The 20,981-nt window shown below is 52.6% G+C and carries 16 protein-coding genes and 1 tRNA gene; 6 read left to right on the forward strand and 11 right to left on the reverse strand.

Annotated features, from left to right (window positions below):
* Positions 1 to 364: 364 nt before the first annotated feature.
* The 8 genes from ACEWZM_RS19270 to ACEWZM_RS19305 form a co-directional block, all read right to left on the reverse strand.
* Complete coding sequence (locus tag ACEWZM_RS19270; RefSeq protein ID WP_414008252.1) at positions 365 to 1,060, reverse strand: glutathione S-transferase family protein; 696 nt, start codon at positions 1,058 to 1,060, stop codon at positions 365 to 367.
* 222 nt (positions 1,061 to 1,282) lie between these two features.
* Entirely contained in the window at positions 1,283 to 2,173 is an 891-nt protein-coding gene (locus tag ACEWZM_RS19275; protein WP_414008253.1) for a LysR family transcriptional regulator, read from the reverse strand.
* 280 nt (positions 2,174 to 2,453) lie between these two features.
* Complete coding sequence (locus ACEWZM_RS19280) at positions 2,454 to 3,377, reverse strand: LysR family transcriptional regulator (protein ID WP_414008254.1); 924 nt, start codon at positions 3,375 to 3,377, stop codon at positions 2,454 to 2,456.
* Positions 3,378 to 3,428: 51 nt separating this feature from the next.
* The gene (locus ACEWZM_RS19285) at positions 3,429 to 4,463 is read right to left on the reverse strand and encodes an ABC transporter ATP-binding protein (protein ID WP_414008255.1); all 1,035 of its coding nucleotides are present in this window, start codon (positions 4,461 to 4,463) and stop codon (positions 3,429 to 3,431) included.
* Entirely contained in the window at positions 4,460 to 5,452 is a 993-nt protein-coding gene (locus tag ACEWZM_RS19290) for an ABC transporter ATP-binding protein (protein ID WP_414008256.1), read from the reverse strand. The genes ACEWZM_RS19285 and ACEWZM_RS19290 overlap by 4 nt, the downstream gene beginning before the upstream one ends.
* A 5-nt stretch (positions 5,453 to 5,457) precedes the next feature.
* Positions 5,458 to 6,405 (reverse strand): ABC transporter permease, encoded by a 948-nt coding sequence (locus tag ACEWZM_RS19295; protein ID WP_414008257.1) that lies wholly within the window; start codon positions 6,403 to 6,405, stop codon positions 5,458 to 5,460.
* On the reverse strand, positions 6,402 to 7,382 hold the full coding sequence (locus ACEWZM_RS19300) for an ABC transporter permease (RefSeq protein ID WP_414008258.1): 981 nt from the start codon (positions 7,380 to 7,382) through the stop codon (positions 6,402 to 6,404). Before ACEWZM_RS19300 ends, ACEWZM_RS19295 begins: the two co-directional genes overlap by 4 nt.
* Positions 7,383 to 7,534: 152 nt before the next feature.
* On the reverse strand, positions 7,535 to 9,091 hold the full coding sequence (locus ACEWZM_RS19305; protein WP_414008259.1) for an ABC transporter substrate-binding protein: 1,557 nt from the start codon (positions 9,089 to 9,091) through the stop codon (positions 7,535 to 7,537).
* Positions 9,092 to 9,618: 527 nt separating this feature from the next.
* On the opposite strand from ACEWZM_RS19305, the gene ACEWZM_RS19310 reads away from it, so the two are divergent.
* From ACEWZM_RS19310 to ACEWZM_RS19320, 3 genes are all read left to right on the forward strand, one after another.
* Positions 9,619 to 10,542 (forward strand): calcium-binding protein, encoded by a 924-nt coding sequence (locus ACEWZM_RS19310; protein ID WP_414008086.1) that lies wholly within the window; start codon positions 9,619 to 9,621, stop codon positions 10,540 to 10,542.
* A 121-nt stretch (positions 10,543 to 10,663) separates the two neighbouring features.
* Positions 10,664 to 11,152 carry a DUF995 domain-containing protein gene (locus tag ACEWZM_RS19315; RefSeq protein WP_414008087.1) on the forward strand — a complete coding sequence of 163 codons (489 nt, stop codon included), beginning with the start codon at positions 10,664 to 10,666 and terminating at the stop codon, positions 11,150 to 11,152.
* A 105-nt stretch (positions 11,153 to 11,257) separates the two neighbouring features.
* Positions 11,258 to 11,334: transfer RNA gene (locus ACEWZM_RS19320), tRNA-Arg, on the forward strand.
* 193 nt (positions 11,335 to 11,527) lie between these two features.
* On the opposite strand, the gene ACEWZM_RS19325 is transcribed toward ACEWZM_RS19320, so the two are convergent.
* Entirely contained in the window at positions 11,528 to 12,277 is a 750-nt protein-coding gene (locus tag ACEWZM_RS19325; protein ID WP_414008088.1) for a hypothetical protein, read from the reverse strand.
* A 740-nt stretch (positions 12,278 to 13,017) separates the two neighbouring features.
* Here ACEWZM_RS19325 and ACEWZM_RS19330 point away from each other — a divergent pair.
* Positions 13,018 to 14,697: a calcium-binding protein gene (locus tag ACEWZM_RS19330; protein ID WP_414008089.1), complete on the forward strand. Its 1,680-nt coding sequence runs from the start codon at positions 13,018 to 13,020 to the stop codon at positions 14,695 to 14,697.
* Between the two features lie 94 nt (positions 14,698 to 14,791).
* Here ACEWZM_RS19330 and ACEWZM_RS19335 read toward each other — a convergent pair whose 3' ends face one another.
* Both ACEWZM_RS19335 and ACEWZM_RS19340 read right to left on the reverse strand, forming a co-directional pair.
* Complete coding sequence (locus ACEWZM_RS19335; RefSeq protein ID WP_414008090.1) at positions 14,792 to 17,068, reverse strand: glycosyltransferase family 2 protein; 2,277 nt, start codon at positions 17,066 to 17,068, stop codon at positions 14,792 to 14,794.
* 92 nt (positions 17,069 to 17,160) lie between these two features.
* Positions 17,161 to 18,198 carry an AraC family transcriptional regulator gene (locus ACEWZM_RS19340; RefSeq protein WP_414008091.1) on the reverse strand — a complete coding sequence of 346 codons (1,038 nt, stop codon included), beginning with the start codon at positions 18,196 to 18,198 and terminating at the stop codon, positions 17,161 to 17,163.
* Positions 18,199 to 18,318: 120 nt separating this feature from the next.
* Between ACEWZM_RS19340 and ACEWZM_RS19345 the strand changes: the two genes are divergently transcribed.
* A complete protein-coding gene (locus tag ACEWZM_RS19345; protein ID WP_414008092.1) occupies positions 18,319 to 20,091 on the forward strand; it encodes an acyl-CoA dehydrogenase in 1,773 nt (590 codons plus the stop codon).
* Positions 20,092 to 20,150: 59 nt separating this feature from the next.
* Positions 20,151 to 20,957, forward strand: a complete 807-nt coding sequence (gene dmdD / locus ACEWZM_RS19350; RefSeq protein WP_414008093.1) for a methylthioacryloyl-CoA hydratase — start codon at positions 20,151 to 20,153, stop codon at positions 20,955 to 20,957.
* Positions 20,958 to 20,981 lie beyond the last annotated feature (24 nt).

Raw genomic sequence — 20,981 nt, forward strand, 5'->3', positions numbered from 1 at the left:
GAACCTATCGAAGCGGGAAAGTCATTGAGGAACAATTCGAAAAACCTGATGCTGTTCCTCAGCTATGATGAGGAATATCCGCCGCAATGAGGAAAGCCCTAATATAGAGAGCACTTGACTGTGCGCGTGGCTCGCTTAGAGCGTCAGCTGCCTTGTAGATAGGCGGTTTCTCGCCTCACTGCTTCCAACAAGATCCGATTGGTCTTAGCGAATGCAAGCAGGCCTATTTCCGAACCCCCAGAGGGTGGAAATAGGCCTGAGATATAATCCAACGGTATAGTGTTGCAGAACCGGTCACCTAGCGCCTAGCAGCTGTGACCATCTGTTGTGCAAGTCGAAAAATTTCGACTTGTCGGAGGCTACGTCATTGTTTGGTTCGGGTCGGATCACGGCCAATGCCATCGTAGAGATCGAGGCAGCGGTCAAACCAATTTGAGACGATATCATCTTTTTGGAACAAGTTATTAGGCTTACACACATTACACCACTGTAGAGTGCCAAACAGGGTGTAGTCAGCATAGGCAGGGGTTACACCCGATAGCCAGTCTTGCGTCGCCAATAGTTCACGGACCGGCGCAAGCTTTTCCGGTAACACGGCACGCTCGGCATCAGCACCTTCTGCCATGGCCTCAAGAGACATACCAAACCTGCGTTCACGGGCTGCCCGGAAATAGGCCTGATCATCTGAAGACATCAGGTTGTGCATGTCCATGACTGCAATGGTTGCAAGGCTCGGGTGCAGAACAGTTTTACAGTAGCTTTCTACAAAGCGGGCTAGTGCAATCCCCCCCTTGCCATCAAAAATATTAGGGGTATCTACATATGTTTCATCAAGGTAGCGAGCGATATCGAAGCTTTCACCCAAAACCACGCCTCCGTCACGTAAAACGGGAACGCTACTATAGCTTCCGTCTTCTATTTTAGAGATTTCCCCAAATGTAACTGGGATAAGCTCATATTCCAGTTCCTTATGTTCAAGCGCCATAATGATCTTCCAAACGTGCGGCGAGTAATGGCGCTTCCCATCTGCTCCGCAGAGGCTGTAAAGTTTACGAACCATCGACATATTCCTTATTGAAATATTCATATCGGTTGAGAGTTTAGAGCAGGAGAATCTCTCCCTTCGAACATGGGTGACTGTATCTTTTTATTTTAGCTCAGCAATATTTTATTTACTGTCATTTGGAATTGTCAGGAACGAACATTCAATGTATTGCCGCGATGAATAGGCGGGATTGCGCCGCTTTTTTGACCGACGTTTTGGTGCGCCCGCTTAGTTTAACTAGGCAGGGATTGCAATTTTTTCAGGGGCTAACAAATCGCGTACAGCACTGATGATCGGATCGGTTTTACGGTTGGCGAGATGTGCAAACAGGACACGTGTGGATTTGCGTACCTCACGCAACAGGGAGATGTCGCCGCTTACCGGGTCCTCTCCGGCGGTGCTGACATGAACCAAGCCGATACCGGCACCACTGGCAATAAGTGTCCGCGTTATGAATTCATCATCCACGTTGATAATCCGGGCGGGCTGAATGCTGTTCTCCTTGAACAGTCGCTCGGCGATCCGACCACAGCATGAACTATAAGTCGGATAGATCCATGGTAAATTTTCCAACATTGCCCAGTCAAGTTCAGGTCCGTTTGGTACCAGATCTGGCGCAGCAGCAAGGTAGACGCTGAAATGAGAAATCTCGAGAGTATCCAGGTCGGTGTGCGCTTCATCAGGGTCAATAAAGAAACCAGCATCCAGTCGCCCGCTGCGAAGATCGTCCAAGACACTGGAGGATGTTCCGTGTTGGAGTGCAACTTCAAGATCCGGAAAGTTCTTTGAGAGGTCAGCAAGAAGGCGGCTCACCTCAGTTGATCCCAGATTTCGCCCGGCCCCAACCCGTAGTTGACCAGCAAGGCGTCCGCGCAAACGAGAAGCTTCCTCCAAAAACTTCTGATGGTTGTCTAACAATCGCCGGGCCTCGACTAGAAGTCGCTGACCATCGGTTGTTACGCTCATCCCACGCGGTGTGCGTTGGAAGAGCGTAAGACCCAGCGTGTCTTCCATCGTCTTGATATGGGCGCTGACGGCAGGTTGGCTGCGAAATAGCAGTTCAGAAGCTCGTGTGATGCTTCCTTCCCTCGCCACTGTGACAAAGGTCTTGAGTTGACTGATATCCATGGTAACCCCTTCAAGTGCCATAGGATGCCTGCGAACAAGGCATCGCTATACGATGTTACGTCACCACCCCTGGTTGACGTATTCGGCGCAACTTCTATGGGTCTTTTGAGTGAAAGAAAAACATAAAATACCCCTATAGGTAGAGTTCGGCTATATTCCGCTGGTTGTTGGGTAGCGACGCACAATTGAGCAGCTCCGTGCACGACAACTAGACTGTCATGACTGGGATCTAATCAAATTACGTACGAGATATAGCTGAAGAGGGAGCGGCGCTGTTCAGTCAGTCAATAGAAATTGCGCTGTCGCTCATTTTGCGCCAAAGGCTGTTCAGTGTCGGCTTGGTGTTGTCGGTCTCCCGATAAAGCCGTACGGACAGGGGGGTGGCAAATGCATCGCCACCAGCCAGTGCTAAACGACCAGCCGCAAGCTCCGCCTCGCAAAGCTTGCGGGGTAACCATCCAAGTCCGAACCCTTCCATAATCATCGCCTTGACCGAATTCGCCAGAGAATTCTGGTTTACAACCAATAGGTTCGGCGGCGACATCTGCTGGCGTAACGTATGGTCTAAGACCGACCTGAGTGCAGAGGCGCTGCCATAGGACAGAAGTGGGATCTGCCGCTTAGGCTCACGACCCAGCTCAAAAAGCGGGTGGCCGTCCACGTTCGTTTTCGACACTGGAATGAACACATCTTCGGAAAGGGTGAGATACTCGCATTTGCTGACTTCTAGTGGAGACAGGAAATCCATCGCGGGGTGCCAGTAGGTCAGGATCACATCGCAATAGCGTTGTTGTAGAGCCGTGACGAATTGATCCGCTGCCCAACTGGTCGAGTTGAGATCGACATCCAGCCCGCCAGCTTCCATCAGCGGTTCAATATGGTCACGGAAATGCGTCATATAAAGCGATTGGGATGACGCAAATCGGATTACATTTTCTCCAGCAGCATCAATAGTTTGGCAGCGCTCCAGTGTCTCAGAATAAGTGCGTAGAATAATTTTAGCTTGGGACAAAAACACATCCCCTGCTGGTGTCAGCGAGAGTGGAAAGGTTTGTCGATTGATCAACTTCACACCGACTTCATCCTCCAGGGCGCGGATACGCCTGGAGAATGCCGGTTGGCTGACATTACGATCTTCCGCAGCACGCGAAAAATTCTTGTGCGTTGTCAGCGCTTCAAAGTCTCTGAGCCAGATTATGTCCAACTTGCCTAGGTCCGTTCTGGGGTCTATCCAGTGGGCCGGGGTTCCCGGTGTTTAGCCGTCCAGCCTGTCTTCTTCTACTGCGTGGCAGGCAACAGTGCTGCCATCTGCCTGACGAAGTGGACGCGGCCGCGACTCGCGACACCTAGCATTCGCAAATGAACAGCGTGTTTGAAAGGGGCAACCTTGAGGCAGGTTGATGGGTGTCGGGATTTCGCCCTGCAGCCTGATATGGCTGGGTCCCTGGTCTTTGAGTTGCGGCACTGCCGATAAAAGAGCCTTAGTATATGGGTGCTTGGGATTTTCAAACAGAGTGCGCGTATCGGCTAGCTCGCACAGTGTACCAAGGTAGAGAACCGCAACGCGAGTCCCGAAGTGCTCCACCACGCTCAGATCATGGGTGATGAAAAAGTAGGTTAGCCCGCGATGGTCTTTGGCTTCCAGCATCAGGTTCAGAACCTGTGCCTGGATTGATACGTCTAGCGCAGAAATTGGTTCGTCCGCGATAATGAATTCAGGATCCACGGTCAGAGCGCGGGCGATAGCTATTCGCTGACGCTGACCACCGGAAAATTCATGAGGATAGCGAGTGGACCAACTGGGGTCCACACCAACCGAACGCATCACATCGGAAACCTTGTCGCGTACTTCACCACGAGAGAGAGAGGAGTTGTGGTGGCGAACAGGTTCTTCCAACGCTTGTTGAATTGTCATACGCGGGTTGAGCGATGCGTAAGGGTTTTGAAAGATCATCTGCATCCTCTTTCGCAGCGGCATCATGCCCGCCCGCGAACGATCGTCGATCCGTTCCCCATCGTAATGAATTTCACCAGCGCTGGGGGTAAGAAGGCCCGCGACCAGACGGGCGACTGTAGACTTCCCGCAACCGGATTCTCCGACAATACATAAGGCCTCACCACGATCAGCGCTGAGCGATACATTGTTCACCGCGTGAACTGCCCGCTTTTCTCGTGTAATACGACCACCGCGCAGCTTAACGGTTTCGAGAAACCCCTTATCCAAATCAAAGCGTTTTTCAACGTTCTTCAGCTCTAGCAAAGGTTTGGTGTCTTGAGTTTGGGTGGTCATACGCTTGCCTCCTCAAGGCTGGCATTCTGCAGACGGGAGACTTCGTGACAGGCAACCTCGACATGTCCGTAGCTTACAGTTTCCGGCAACACCTTACGGCAGTTATCAACCGCGTATTCGCAACGCGGACTAAAGGGACAACCAGCAGGAATTGATGTCAGACCGGGCATATTACCTGGAATTTGCTTCAATCGCTGACCAGGCAGAGTCTGCTGCGGCAGCGCGTTGATCAATCCTTGAGTATAGGGATGCTGTGGATCGTTGATAATCTCACGGGTCGGGCCGGCTTCAATCAGGCGACCAGCATACATGACCAATGTGCGTTCTGTCATTTGACTGACCACGCCAAGATCATGCGTAATCAGGATCAGCCCAACCTTGTTAGACTGGCACAGCTCCAACAGTAGCTCCATGATATCGGCCTGGATCGTTACATCCAGCGCAGTTGTTGGCTCATCTGCAATGATCAACTCGGGATCCAAGAGCAGCGCCATAGCGATGATGATCCGCTGACGCATACCGCCAGAGAGTTCATGCGGATATTGGTTCAGGCGTTCCTCGGGCGAGGGGATATAGACCTCTCGTAGTTTCAGAATGGCGATTTGTTCGGCTTCGGATCGGCTCAATGATCGATGCGCCTTTAGCGTTTCGACCATCTGTTGACCAATCGTCAAGACCGGGTTCAATGTCACCATCGGATCCTGAAAGATCATCGCCATCCGATTTCCACGGATCGTACGCATCTCGGTATCAGATAGTTTGACGATATCCTTGCCGCCGAACAGGATCTGGCCGCTGTCGATAAAGCCGGGACGGCTGAGCAAATTCATCAATGAGAACCCGGTGATGGACTTGCCAGCACCAGATTCACCAACAATGCCTAAACGCTCCCCTTTGCAAAGATCGAACGAAATCTGATTCAATGCGGTGACGGTGTGATCACGCATCGCGAATTTGACCGTCAGGTCGCGAACGGAAAGCAACGACATCGCACTTATCCTTTGTAGAGTTTCGGGTTCAGGACATCACGCATCCAGTCACCGAGAAGATTGATAACAAGCACGAGGACGACCAAGATCACGCCAGGAATGGCGGTGATCCACCAGCTACCTGAGAAAATGTAGTCAAAACCTGATGAAATCAGAGAGCCGAGAGATGGCTGACTGGGGGGCATGCCAAGGCCGAGAAAGCTGAGTGAGGCTTCGGAAATAATCGCATTTGCCACCTGCACAGTGGAAATCACAAAAATCGGAGACAGTGAATTTGGCAGGATATGGCGCACCATGATGCGAATGGGGCCGAAGCCCAGCACACGCGCACTGTCGATATATTCCTTCTTTTTCTCGGCAAGAACTGTGGCTCTTACGGTGCGGGCGTATTGCGGCCATTCTGCGACGCCAATCACGGCAATCAGAAAGTAGATAGCGTATTGGTTGAAGGTCTCGCTTCCGAACATGGCTTGCGTCACCGCAAGAAAGATAATCGCTACCATAAGCGTCGAAAAAGATAGCTGAATGTCGGCAAAGCGCATCAACAGGCTGTCCAGTCGGCCGCCGATGTAGCCCGCGACCAACCCGATGGAGATCCCGAGAAAGGCCTGTAGGGCGACCGCACAGAGGCCGATCAGCAGCGACAATCGCGTACCGTAAAGGATGGTGGACCACAGATCACGTCCCTGATCATCAGTGCCGAACACAAACTGAGAATCTGCACCGTCAACCCAAACCGGCGGATATTCACTGTTCATAATGTCGATTTGCGCCGGATCGTAGGGATCAAACGGGGCAAGCACCGGGGCAAGCACAGACGCCAGAGTGATAATGGCAAAAATTGCAAAAGAGACCATCGCCACAGGATTGCGTCGGAAACTGTAGCCCATGTTGGAATTCCACAGCCGGCTAAAGCGCGAAGGCGTAGCGTCGTTTGTACTAAGGCTGCTCATGCGCCCATCCTTGCAAGGTTAACAGTTGGATTTACAAGCCCGTAGACCAGGTCAACGATTGTGTTGGTGACCACGAAGATGAAGCCAACAACGATGAGATATGCCACGATCAAGGGCGTATCGACGCGATTGACAGCTTCCAGAAACATGAAGCCCATGCCAGGCCACTGAAAGACCGTCTCAGTCAGGATGGTGTAAGCGACCATGGTACCGATCTGCACGCCGCCGACAGTGATGACAGGCAACAACGTGTTTTTCAAAGCGTGAATGAAATAGATGCGACCGGGGCGGATCCCCTTCGCACGGGCATATTTTACGTATTCGCTCTGTAGCACTTCCATCATCTCTGCTCGGATCAAGCGTACAAACAGTGGCAACATGATCGACGCCAAAGCGACAGAGGGCAGCAGAATATGTGTCCACCCATCAAAGCTGGCAAAATTGGTCTCCCAATAGCCAAAGACATGTACGACATCGCCGCGGCCGTATGAGGGGAACCAACCAAACTCTACTGAAAAGACGAAGATCATCAAAATCGCTGTCAGGAAGACAGGAACTGAGATGCCCACTATCGAGATACCCATGATCAGGCGGCTCAGGATCGTATTTGGTTTTATGGCGGTGTAGACACCCAATGGTACGGATAGGCCAACGATGATCAGGGTTGCCCCCAGGACCAGTTCAAGTGTGGCCGGTAGTTTTTTCAAAATCACATCCAGCGCCGGTTCTTTGAAAAAGTAGCTGGTCCCAAGGTCGCCCTGCAGAGCGTTCCCGACAAACCGGACATATTGGGTTGCGAAACTGTCGTTCAAACCCAATTCATCGCGCAGCTGTTGACGGACCTCTTCCGAGACCGACTGGCCGACCAGTTCACGCAGAGGATCGCCGAGATTGTCTTGGATGGCGAAGCCGATCAGCGAGATGGCAAACATCACCGCGATGGCCTGAAACACGCGTTTCACGAGATAGGCGAGCATGTAGGAGTTACCTTGTATCAGTCACTTGTTGATAGGCACAAAGCCGCAGACGCCCATCGGGCGGCAGGGACATGCCCATAAAGAAGTGGTGAAAATCTGGGGAATAGTTGCAAATCGACCGGGGCAGGCATGCCGCCCCGGCCGGATATTTATTAGTCGACTTTCAGATCGCCGAAGTATGGGAAGTTCAGAGCGTTCACGATTTTCTCTGCGTGGACACCGTCACGTGCACCCCAGGCTAGGTTCTGCCAATGCAGCGGGATGAAAGCAGCTTCGTCATGGAGAATACCTTCCAACTTGCGCAGCAATTCACCACGTTTGGCTTGGTCTGTTTCCGAATTTGCTTCAGCCATCAGCGCATCCGCTTCGGGGTTGCAATAATTACCCGAGTTGTACTGGCCGTTGCCGGTTGCTTCGTCTGGGCAATGGGTAAGGAACTGGTGGAAGTTGGCAGAATCTTCGGTGTCTGAGTGCCAGCCGATCATCATCATATCAGCAGCGCGTTCATCGAAGGTCGGCCAGTATTGCGCCTTAGGCATGGTTTGCAGATCAACTTTAATATTGATCTTCGCAAGCATGGATGCCACGGCCTGAGCGATTTTATCGTCGTTAACATACCGGTTGTTCGGCGCCATCATCGTGACCGATAACCCATCTGCGTAACCTGCCTCGGCCATCAGCGCTTTGGCTTTTTCAACATCGAAACGCACATCCAGGCCTTCATCATAGCCAAGATAGCCTGCTGGGCTCGCTTGAGCGCCAACAGTACCGAAACCACGCATGATACGATCGACGATCCCGGCGTTATTCACGGCATAGTCGATTGCCTTGCGAACACGAACGTCTTTGAAGGCTTCAACACGGTTCTGGTTCAGTTGGAACGTGATGATACGTGTGCCAGGTTCAGTGATCAGCGTTGTGCCATCGTGCTCTTCAACACGCTTGAGGTCAGTCGGCGGAACTGGCGCGATAAAGTCTACATCGCCGGCCAGCAGAGCTGCAACGCGAGTGGGGTCTTCTTTGATCGGGGTCAGGATGATCTGATCAACGTTGCCTTCCGACTCCGTATCCCAGTAACCATCAAATCGGTCGAAGACGACTTTTACGCCTTGCTCACGCTCAGTGACGGTGAAAGGGCCTGTGCCGGACAGGTTGCGCGAGGCAAAGCTGTCCCCATGTTTGACCAGCTCGGCCTTCTCTTTGCCATCCTCGGTGGTGCCGGAGTAAAACTGGCTGTCCATCGGAAAGATATAGGTCGCGGTATGCAGAACCAGCGGATAAGGCTCCGAGGTTTTCAGGTCGAAGGTCAACTCATCAACCACTTCGACATCGGTAAAGGCCGCGAAAATGCCTCTAAAATCTGGGCTGGCTTTCAGACGGTCAAACGTCCAGTCGACATCTGCCGAGGTCAGCGTATTGCCACTGTGGAAGGTTACCCCGTCACGCAGTTTGAACCGCATGGTGGTTGCGTCAATTTGCTCCCAGCTTTCGGCCAACCGCGGTGCGAACTGCAGGTCTTTTGTCCAGCGCACCAGCGGGTCAAAAACCATGTGTGAAAGCTGTAGCGTGCCACCAGATAGCTGCTCATGCGGATCCAGAGAAACCGGATCGGCATCATAGGCGACCTTAATGGTCACTTCGGCCATGGCGGCGGTGCTCAAGGTCGCCGTTAGCGTGGCAACAGCGAGCGTGCTCGCAAAATGTTTCATTTTTTATCCTCCCGTTACGGTATCGTTACTTTATCGGTATCGCAGGGATAGCGAACATTCCAATGCTGATTGCAATGCGGCTATGCAAAATACGTATAGCTATTACTTTTGTTATTTTTCAAATGGTTGCGGAAGTGTCTCTACTCGGAACTACCGATTACAGACGTATCTTGCACAACGCTCAGGCCAAATCACTGGCACAAGAATCAAGCCCGTAGATGGGAACAACCTCCACAACCGAGCGGAACATCACCCACGCCGTCGACGTGTTTGAGCCAAAATTCGCGCGCGGTGGATCTACGGATAAACACTCGAAAATGGAGAATCGGTTCGCCGTAATGCCCGGACCAATGCGAGGCACGTCCCCTAATTCGAAACAGTTGTGCGCAAATAGCTGGTTTGTGCCAGTCTCAGGGCCCTTAACGATTGATTAACCATGCTATGTCGCCAAAAATTTGCTCGCGGCCCTGAAAATACCTATCAACCTTTACAGAAATCGTTCCACTCAATGCGAAAGAGAGCCCACAATGGCAAATGTATTCGTTGCGTCGTTTCCAGGCGTGTCCTCGCTCAGCAACTATTTGGCTTTTGACGGGTTCGAGACCTCCCTCGAGGCTTTTGGTGCCGCAGTTTCGGATATCGAACTAGCGCAGACAAGCGATGACGGGTCGATCTTGCGACTGGGCGGTGACTTCTCCAGTGAAAACCAGGCTGACTGGCAGATCTACTCCATCGATCACTCGCAGGGCGGTGCACCTATCGTATCGATCTCAGACATCGCAATGACCTTTGACCGCTTTGCATCGCTTTCGGCCACTGATGTGGCCCGAGAGATATTGTCGAGCGACGACGAGATAACTGCGCTTCTAAATGACAATGTAACCGAAATTCGTACCTATTCGGGCGCAGACAGCATCTCTCTTGGCGCTGGTGACGATACAGTTGCGGCCGGTTCCGGTCATGACTTCGTAACCGGCGGGCTCGGCACTGACAGTCTTCGCGGTGGCTACGGTGCCGATACCCTGCACGGAAATGGTGGGGATGACATTCTGCGAGGCGGCGTTGGCCGCGATGTGATTTTTGGCGGTGTTGGCGATGATGTAATTGGCGGTGGCCGTGGTCACGACCGACTGATTGGCGCATCTGGCAACGATACAATTCGCGGCGGTGCCGGTGTTGATCGTCTTTACGGCGGGACAGGTGAAGACATGTTAACCGGTGGCAGCGGTGCAGATATCTTCATTTTCAATCGTGGAGATCACACTGACCGTATTACTGATTTTGAAGTTGGCGTTGACCGTATCAAACTTGGCGCTGGCGCTGATAGCATGGACGACGTGGACTTTGGTCAGGAAGGCGATGATGTTGCGGTCTACTTCGCCAATGTAACCGTGCTTGTCGAAAATACGACGATTTCTGATCTGCAAGACGGCGATCATTTCCTGTTCTGATACACAGGCATGTAGATCATGCGCAGAATGCGCCAATTTTGCAGTGGTTTTTCACAATGCCCAGCACCAGCGACGCGGTCGTGAGACATGTTCCCGGGCCACGGTCCGACCTAGGAGGTAAATGATGAAGTTTTTTTACAATAGGCTGCTCGCCGCAGTACTTATTTGCGCAGTTCCGGCAGTTGCATCGGCAGACCCATTGCCGCGAAGTGCCAAAACAGCCAACGCGCAAAAGATTTCCAAAGTTTACTCGGGGAAGACGGAACTTTGGACCAACAACTGCGGTGGCGGCATCTATTTCGCACCGGGCGGACAGGCCCGTGCTTGGTGTGCGGACCAAAGCGACAATTTAGGGGCTGGCACCTGGAGCGTCGATGCCAACGGACAGATGTGTCAGGATCTCGTTTGGTACTACCCAAGCGGTCGCCGTGCTGGGGCCAGCGCAAGCGATAAATCCTGCATCAGTCATGTCGTTGATGCATGGGGGGTAATGTGGCGTAGCTGGCCCAACGATCCAGAATGGTGGCCAATGGGTAAGGATGCTGGACTCGTTCGTGGATACAAATTCCAGACGCAGGTAAAACAGACACGCTCGAAGCTAGGCTTCTAGTCAGTCCGCAAAATATGCTGAGTTAGGAAAGGCCGGGCAAAAAGTGTCCGGCCTTTCGCTTTTGGCTTGCACCGCTGAGCTGCTGCGCTTAAACCCCGCCGCAGTGGACCGATAGCTCAGCTGGATAGAGTACCTGACTACGAATCAGGGGGTCGGGGGTTCGAATCCTCCTCGGTCCGCCACTTTCTAAAATGATAGAATGGCAAATAGATCGGCATTTCACGCCAAGCCTATGACTTGTAACGTCGTATCGCGTTGCCGTTGTTCGGCAAGGACTGAACATATTTGCTCTTGGACAATTGGACTAGAGCAAAATCGGCACCAAGCTCTAGATCTGCCGGAGACGTTGGATCAACATTGCAAAGCCTTCAAATGTCAGTGAAGCTTACCAGGCAGGCTGAGGTCCCCTGATGCAATATCGAAGATATTTGTAACGCAAAGCAAGGGCGTGTGGATATTCGTGTTCACTCGTAAAGCGGTAGTAATGCCATCGTAAGCAGCCTCATTCAGGTCGACGTCGCTGGCAAAAGAAACATTCACCGAAACCTCAGGCCCATCAAACAAGGGGGTAAACCCTGGACTGTCCAGATATATCGGTAATCCGGGCCACGTCGCAGGTAACTTAGGTGACGTGCCTTCGGGAATGTCACGCACGGCGAGCGCATTGGCTCCGCAGGCTTCGGTTGGCGCCAATACAACCCAGTGGCTATGCCATTCGATACCGTCATTAGCGGGATCGCCGTCGCCGTTCTCATCATAGAGTGGTGTATCATCAAAATCGGGATGGCTGGTTGCGGCCAAAGCAAGGATACCGGTGCCAGCCTCGAACCCAACTGCGGAAGGGTCCAAAGACGTCGGCCAGACATACGACCAGACATCCGAGCCACCAACGGCACCAGTTGCCGTGGGAACTGAAGCACCAGCTGAACCGCTCGTTGTTATGTGAAAGGTTACTGTGTTGCCATCGCGATGGGCGTGTGCCGCCAAAATATCAAAATCCGCAACCTTGCTGATGTCAGCCGATGACATGATTGCACCATCTTGATGAATTGCATGTCCGCCGTCTGCAAGAGCAACGCTTCCGATGACCAAGGCCAAATTAGTGGTGAGTACTCTAAGTTTCATGGCATTTCTCCTATAATAGCGACTCGCTACCATAGAGGAAGGCACAGTGCAATGGATTAGTATCGATTCGCTATCGACTAGCCAGCTGAGCATTCTCAGGGAACTAGCGGTTGTTTGTCTTCGACTTTGCCGCCAACTCACAGTGAGCCTCCCGTTTGTTGATCGATTGCAAAGCCTGAAAGATGGCAAATGTACAATACTTGCGCATTTCAAACGCTCACCATTTTGAGGCCGATCCAACAAGCGCTACATTAGCCGAGGCGGGAAGCGCGTAGACCTCAAATATCGCAGCGGTTCCCCCTCGGTGACCATTTGTGTTCAAGCGAGAACGGACCTTCGCTGCGGTTTGATCGAACCAGGCGTTGCCGCGCTGGGGTCCGTCGATGAAGTTATTCGCCGCGACAGCGAAATTCCGATCTGGGCGTGTCCTAGCATCGTTCGCATGGCCCGCACGTTTTGCGTCTGCGAAGGATGCCGCGCTGTATCTGAAGTCTGCGCGGTGGCCGTCAGTGCTGACGTTGCTACTCACCGCAGTGCCTGCGGGCCGTATAGTAGTCCGAATCTCCATTGCGTTATCGAGAAAGCTCTGGCAGCTTCCTACAGTAAGAGTAGCACGCCTGCGGCGTGCTGAACGTCCGTTCGCAGCCAACGTAGCCGTATCAAGAATGCGTCAAATGTCTCGGAAAACCAGTGGGAGCGCCGACAATCAAAATTGTCGCGTATATGACTAGGGGGGTAGCATGGCGCGTATTTTGGGAACTGCTGGTGATGATCGACTAGATGGAACCTCAGGTAGCGATGAAATACTTGGGTTTGCCGGAAACGATTCACTTTTTGGAGGAGTTGCAACTGTTCTCGGGCAAACCGAAGATAGCTTGTTCGGCGGAGTTGGAGATGACACACTCAATATTGGGACCGGCGGTGGATTTGCTTCAGGCGGCGCAGGTAACGACACCATCATAAGCGGTTTCGAGAGTTCGACAATTACCGGTGGTCAAGGCGACGATCATATCCAGTTTTCTCTAAATCCACGGCTCAGTAGCGGAAACACAGTAGATGGTGGTGCGGGAAACGACACGCTCTCGGGCACCTTTGCGAGTTCTGATATCACCGGCGGCAGTGGTAACGATCGATTTGAATTGCGATCTGGTTCCTTTCTGGGGCGAGACAATCAGCTATCAGGCGGCGATGGCTTTGATACGCTAACTTATACTCAAACAGGCGTTACCATTTCCGTCTTTTCAGCTTCTCAAACTTCCATCGAGGCTATCGAAGGTGCAAACATCGTCGGCAGTCGTAGCAACGATTGGATCGATCTGCGCGGCATTCAACAGATGGATCGTGAGTTTTACCGATACTTTGCTGGTGAACCTCTCGTTGAAGTCGACCTTACAGTTGGACTGGGAGCTGGAAACGACCGCTTCTGGGGATCGGAGTTCGCCGAAGCCATCTACGCGAATACTGGCACAGATACTATTATCGCAGGCGGAGGTCACGACTTTCTAAGTGCCAGTTCGGCCAGTTCAGGGTCGCTATCTGGTGGCGATGGAGATGACTTTCTAGATTTGGGCGGCAACCAGAATGCGGCACTTTTCCAGCTCTCGGGAGGTGAAGGGACCGATACCCTTCGCGCTTCAGTGGCTCACGGACGGCTTGTCCTAGACGACGCCGCTTCAATTGAAGTTTTGCGCGCTGACGCTCTACATGGGTCGGAGGACGATGACTATATTGACCTTAGCGGCGTGGTCGCCCTTGAGATTCGCAGAGACGAAATTTTCGACCGGTTTAACTTTGACCTCAAAAATGGAGACGACGTCTTTATCGGCACTCGAACTGGCGACTATGTACATACGACAGGCTCAGTATTAGGCGATAAGTACTACAAGGGGCGTCGCGGTCATGATGAGCTCATCTCAGGCACAGGCAATGACACGCTAATTGGCGGGTGGGGGCAAGATACGCTTGTCTCGATTTCAGGAGCTGATCGGCTACTCGGAGGGCGAGGAGCTGATCGCCTGGAAGGCGGCTCCGGAAACGATCGGCTTTTTGGCCAAACCGGTGCTGACAATTTGCAAGGTGGTGGTAACAACGACACGCTAAAGGGCGGAAGAGGCCAGGACACTTTGGACGGTGGTTCGGGTAATGATTTACTCTTTGGTGGCGGAGGCGGTGACTCATTCGTTTTCACCGGTAATTTCGGGCACGATACAATCGTCGGCTTTAACCCTCTTCAGGATGGTGAATTGATTGATCTTTCCGCCCTTGGACCACATTTGACCCAAGACCTGCTTTCTGGCGGGATTGCATCTCAAAACGGTATCGACGTCTCCTTGGTTTGGGGGGACTATCAAAGCATCACTATAAGAGGCATAGGTCTTAGTGCGCTGGATGTTGGGGACTTCATATTCACTACCACATAGATAGATCCGTCGCTCCCCAAACACTCTACTCAGCAACATCTACTGAATTAAACCTGCGGCAGCGTAATTTTTGAAGCAGCTCGAGATGTATCCGCTAGTGTTTCGTTTCGCTGCGCTCTACCGAGAAAAAGAAATTACTGCCTGGTGCATGTTCAGCTGCCTCATTCGGAATCACTTCTGGACCGCTCAGGAACACATTGGCGCAAAAATGCGCATGCATACGCGATAGCTTGCGTAATTTGTCACCAGTGATTTCCTGAAACAGCGCAAGCATATCATCGTCACGCTGCTTTAAATCTTCAATTTTTTCACGATGTCTACGGCGGCAATATTCGTGCGCCGCTGCGATATCGGAGTCAGCCAAGAGCCGGGCCATTTCCGCTTCCAAGGCAGGGATCATGCGCTGGATGGAGCGGTCTTCCTCGGCATTATTGTTCATTCTAAACCAGTAGGACAATCCTTGGTCACGTTCTACGTGGTTTACGCGGCCGCGATCACGTTTCACCAAGAAGCTTTCAGCACTACGCACAGCGTAGTGATTCAGCTGCACCAAATCATAGCCATAGGTCTGGACGGACGATCGCCAACCACCACGGAACACATGGCGTGGCATAGAGCGACCTGAACCGTTCACCCACCGAATATTCTGCCACAACTGCGGCCGTAGCCCCTTTGGGCGGTGCACTCCGAGCTTTTTGAATATTCCGTCATTTCGAAACAGTGTTTTGAAACCCCAAGCTTGGTGCGGTCTGCGCGTCAATTCAAAAGCACATCGAGTGAACTCTCGCGTAATGAGATCGCCGGAGTATTCGGACACATCGTTGTTTCCAAACAGACGCCATGTCATCGAGATCATATTTGCACCGCGAACTGCAGCAAACAGATCGCTGAGCCGCCCTTGGCCGCATCTGACATTGATAAACTCATCCACATCCATGCAGATAAGCCAATCAGCGTTCCGGGCGACCGGCTCCTGTTCCGCGGCCTGAAACGCAGCGTGTTGCGGTCTCATGTTTGCTTCGCGAAACGGGTTGTCACGGTGTTGAACAAAACCTTTGTCTTGCAAAACCTGCAAAAGAGTATCCGTACCGTCGGAGCAATCATTTGTATAAACAAGGAAATCATCGACACCAATGGCGCGATGGTAGGCAAGCCACTCAAGAATGAAAGGACCCTCGTTCTTCATCGTGGTGACGACCGCCGTTCGCGTGCCCGCACCCCCATATGCCAATCGCCTTACTTTCGGCATTCGAACTGGATCCGCGCTAAAGTATTTTTGCGACAAAGCGAGAAGACCCGGCATTTCTACAAGGGCCGCCTTCGGTGTGATCCGTGAAACTTTGTCGGTAGGGTGTCGCAATGCCATGTTCCGATAAAAGCCTGCGGTTTGCGTTCGATCAGGCTTTGCTCCCGCAATTTGTGACAGCTGCCAGATGGTGCCGTCATTGATGTTACCGGGAGCCACGCACCAACGCGGGTGTCGTATATCGCTATCAAACTGGGTACAGATATGATCAGCGAAAGACGTAGCTTTACCTTTACGTACGCGCCAAGGATAAGTCTGCACCCCGTACAAACGGGTATACGTACCAAGCGCCTCAACTGAGAGGTCAAAAATGTTAGGCCCATCTTGCCAGGTCAAAAGATCGCACAGGTCAATATTCGCAACGGAACGCGCGCGCGACAAAAACCGTGTATGAATAATCTCATAGACCAATAGCTCACCTAAAGGTGCTGCCCATGGCTCTGGCGGAGGTGCCTCAATCTCCGCTCTTTGAGGCGCACCATGAGCATTTAGCGGGTGGGCCTCCGCTGGGAATCCATCTTTGCCCAACGGTATCTTTGAATGAAGAACAACCACACGCTTCAATGCCTCGATGCCGTCCACAAGCTCGTGCAGCTCGTTGATGAACTGTCGACTTGCGTCCGGTTGGGCCCGGTCCAGAATGACAGCAGCCTGCATTCCGTGTTGAGAAACGTGGTAACGGATCCACTCGGCTGTAGTCTCGGCACTTTCGAGGTTTCGCGTCGCAACGAGCACGTTGAGATCTGCAAACAGGTCTGTCTCAGCAATTTGAGCATCGACCTCGAACCGCTGCCCCTTCACTTTCAGGGTGATCCGGTTAGTCAAACTGCCCAATGTCATATCAAGCAACACAGCACTGTCTATGTTCTGTATCACCGTAGCAATCTCATCTGGCACTGAGATATCCTCGTCTCTGGTTCCAGATTTGAAGAACAGTCTAGCCAAATAGCCATGTTCTTTGGGTACCAAAACGCTATCAAGTAAGATGGTATCAGCCAAACTGGATGCGCTCAGTTCGCGCTCCAGAACTTTGTATGATCCTGTGCCTGAATTAGAATACGTCATAGAAGGCCCATAGAGATTTCTCATTGAATATCACAAATTTATACTTTTGGCTTAGAAAACGAGTTCGATGAGGTTTACCGCGACAAGCCTATCTAACTGCGGGTGAACCGATAGGAACTGGTCGTACCGCCGGTCCATCGTCGAAAAGCGCGATGGAAATTCGCGGCAGAAGAAAACCCAAGGTCTTGTGAGATTTCCTCGATAGATTTGATGCCAACACGCAGATCACGGATCGCAATATCACGGCGCAACGCATCCTTGATGGATTGGAATGACATGGATTCATCATCTAGTCGTCGCATCAGCGTACGTGGTGTCATATTTAGCAAGTTGGCAGCATCACTCAAACGACAGTCTTCCCAATTGGAACGATAAAGAAATTCACGCACTTGCAGGGACAGTTGGTGCTCTCTAAAGCCAGTGAAAATCCAGTCGCGTGGCGCTCGGTTCAGAAATTCCGCCAGCTCAGCAGGGCTACGTGGCTGCGGCGCCCCTAGTTGCCCAGGATCGAATGAGATAGCGGAGCAAGCTTGAGAGAATTTGACAGGCGCAGGAAAGACTACGCCATAGTCCTGATAGAAATCGGGGCGGTCAAATGCAAATTGCACAGCCTTGACCGGCACTTCGTAGCCTGCAAGCCAGGATAGCAACCCATGCGCCAGTTTTAGCATAAGCATATGCCCAAACCGCTGAACCTCTTGTGGTCCGTACGGGCTTATCTCTAACATAATTTCTGTGCTTTGTGATTTCAAATCAATACTATAATCATCGAGTATCAAGTTCCAGAACGTAGAGAACCTATACAAAGCCGCAGGCAGCGTGCCCGCCTCCCGAACGGTCGTCAAGAGATGTTGTAAGGCACGGGAGCGAACCGGGCGGCTCCATAGCCCGGTCATTTCATCGCCGGTTTCTACGGCTGCTACCTGATAAAGTTGGACGATCTGATCTAGAGTAACCCGTTGCGCGGCCGCAGACTTTGTTCGACCGGTATTCGTAAGCTGAACAAGTCCGCTGCGCGTTAGAATTTCGCTCATCTGCTGCGTACTGCAACACGCTTGCAAAGATAGAATCCAATCTTCGACGAAGGGCGATGAAACGGTCGCAAGCGGGTCTGGATCAGGATGTGTCATGCTTAAGGTAAGTTAGGTCGTTTTGTCACTTTCGGAAAGTCATTTGTCGAATTCTGGGATAGGCATCAATCAGGCCATCCCTTAATAAGCGGCAACAGGTAGCACAGCAACGAGGCTCCAATGACCTATACAGCTCCGATCCGCGACATGATGTTCAATCTGGAACATCTCTCCCAATGGCCGCAGGTCATCTCATTGGATAAATATAGCGATTTTGACCACACCGATGCCCGGGCTGCTCTGGAAGAGTTTGGCCGCTTTTGCTCCGATTGTGTTGCACCGCTTTCAACCATTGGGGACACGACGGGCGCACAGTTCGATGGTTCCAAGACAACGTTGCCGGACGCATATGAAAAAGCATACGCGCAATTTGTAGAAATGGGATGGCAGAGCCTTGCTCACCCTGTGGATCACGGCGGCATGGGATTGCCCCGAGTTGTTGGCGCCGCAGCGACAGAAATCCTGAATGCCGCCGATATGAGTTTCGGACTGTGCCCGTTGCTGACAGATGGTGCCATTGATGCGCTTCAATTGTCTGGTTCCGAGGCACAAAAAGAGCTGTTCCTTGGTCATCTGATCTCGGGCCAATGGACTGGAACGATGAACCTGACCGAACCTCAGGCAGGTAGCGATCTGGGCCGGGTACGCTGCAAGGCGGAACCTCATGATGATGGCACTTACGCGATCAGCGGCACCAAAATCTTCATCACCTATGGCGAACACGAGCTGTCAGAGAATATTATTCATCTGGTGCTGGCTCGGACTCTCGATGCACCGCAAGGCTCCAAAGGGCTAAGCCTCTTCATTGTTCCAAAGCATCTTGTCAATGAGGACGGCTCATTGGGTGAGCGCAACTCGGTTAATTGTGTCAGTCTTGAACATAAGTTGGGGGTCCGGGCCAGCCCAACGGCTGTGTTAGAATACGCGGGTGCTATCGGTTATCTGATTGGTGAAGAAAATCGCGGCCTCGAATATATGTTCACGATGATGAATGCAGCGCGTTTTGCGGTCGGTGTGCAGGGGGTTGGCCTAGCAGACCGCGCTTACCAACACGCTCTCGCTTACGCAAAAGAGAGGGTACAGGGCCGCGCCATTGGAGTAGACCCTGGCCAAAGTCCGTCGATTATCGGCCACCCGGACGTACGCCGGATGGTGTTGCATATGCGTGCATTGGTTGAAGGGGGGCGCTCCCTCAGCATGGCTGCAGCGGGTTGGCTCGACCTGTCGCAAAATGGCGATGCGGAAACCCAAGCGGATACGCTGCCAATGGCTGAATTTCTGGTTCCACTTGTCAAAGGGTTCTGTTCCGAGCGAGCGGTAGAAGTGGCTTCTCTCGGGGTGCAGATCCATGGCGGTATGGGCTTCATTGAGGAAACCGGCGTTGCACAATTCTACCGCGACGCACGCATTCTACCTATCTATGAAGGCACCACCGCCATTCAGGCTAACGATCTACTGGGGCGCAAGGTGTTGCGCGATGGCGGTGAAACCGCGCGCCGCTTCGCCGCCATGATCGCAGAGACAGAAACTGCACTACTGGCGGGCAACGCCAAAGCTCAGGAAATCGGCAGCGGGCTACGTAGCGCGCGCGAGGCATTTGATGTTAGCCTGTCCTGGTTGCTGGAAACCAGTCATCAAGATCCTCGCTCGGCCTTCGGTGGCAGCGTACCTTTCCTCAATCTGACTGGCACCCTTGCAGCGGGTTGGCAACTTGCTCGGGCGGCTTTGGCTGCCGACGAACAGCTTTCACAAGGCGTAGACCCAGAATTTATGGCGCAGAAAATCGCTACTGCACGGATCTTTTCACAGCATGTGCTGGTCGAGTGCGAGAGCAATCGTGCGCGAATCGTTGGCGGCTCATCAAGCCTTTACGATGACGCCAGCCTGCTCTGACGCATATGAATCTTGCGCCAACGAGCGCATTTCTCAATTTAATCCGAAAGGATCTAGCCATGTTGGCAAAAGACAGTTTCAGCTCCTACCAGAACCTCGCCATTGAAGTGCGCGACAACGGTGTCTGCATCGTCACCCTCAACCGCCCAAGCAAACGAAACGCACTGGATACTGCAACCATCGAAGAGCTGGTTCAGTTCTTTAGTGGTGCTCATCGCGCCGGCGTGAAAGCTGTGGTTCTGGCCGGCGAAGGGGACCATTTCTGCGCGGGCCTGGATCTGGTGGAACACTGGAAAGAAGACCGCAGCCCAGATGAATTCATGCATGTTTGCCTGCGCTGGCACGAAGCGTTCAACAAAATGGAGTACGGCGGTGTACCCGTAATCGCCGCGCTGCAGGGCGCAGTGGTTGGCGGCGGGCTGGAGCTTGCCAGTGCAGCCCATATCCGTGTGATTGACCAAACCACCTATTTTGCCCTTCCTGAAGGACAACGCGGCATCTTCACCGGCGGCGGAGCAACCATTCGCGTCTCGGATCTGATTGGTAAGTCCCGGATGATCGACATGATCATGATGGGTCGCGTCTATCAGGGGCAAGAAGCGGTCGATCTGGGACTGGCACAATACATCATCGAAGGATCAAGCTTCGACAAAGCCTTGGAGCTTGCTGATCGGGCAGCCCAAAACCTGCCGCTGACTAATTATGCGATCTGCTCCGCCATCAGCCATCTGAACAATATGTCAGGTATGGATGCTGCCTATGCAGAGGCCGTGGTTGCCGGTGTCGTGAATACACAACCCGCAGCCCGCGCTCGTTTGGAAGCCTTCGCCAACAAAACCGCCGCCCGCGTTCGCCCGAACGAGTAGGAAGGCCTTAGATTCGCGCCCACA

The organism is Phaeobacter cretensis (genome assembly GCF_047372505.1).
GTDB classification, from domain to species: Bacteria; Pseudomonadota; Alphaproteobacteria; order Rhodobacterales; family Rhodobacteraceae; genus Phaeobacter; species Phaeobacter cretensis.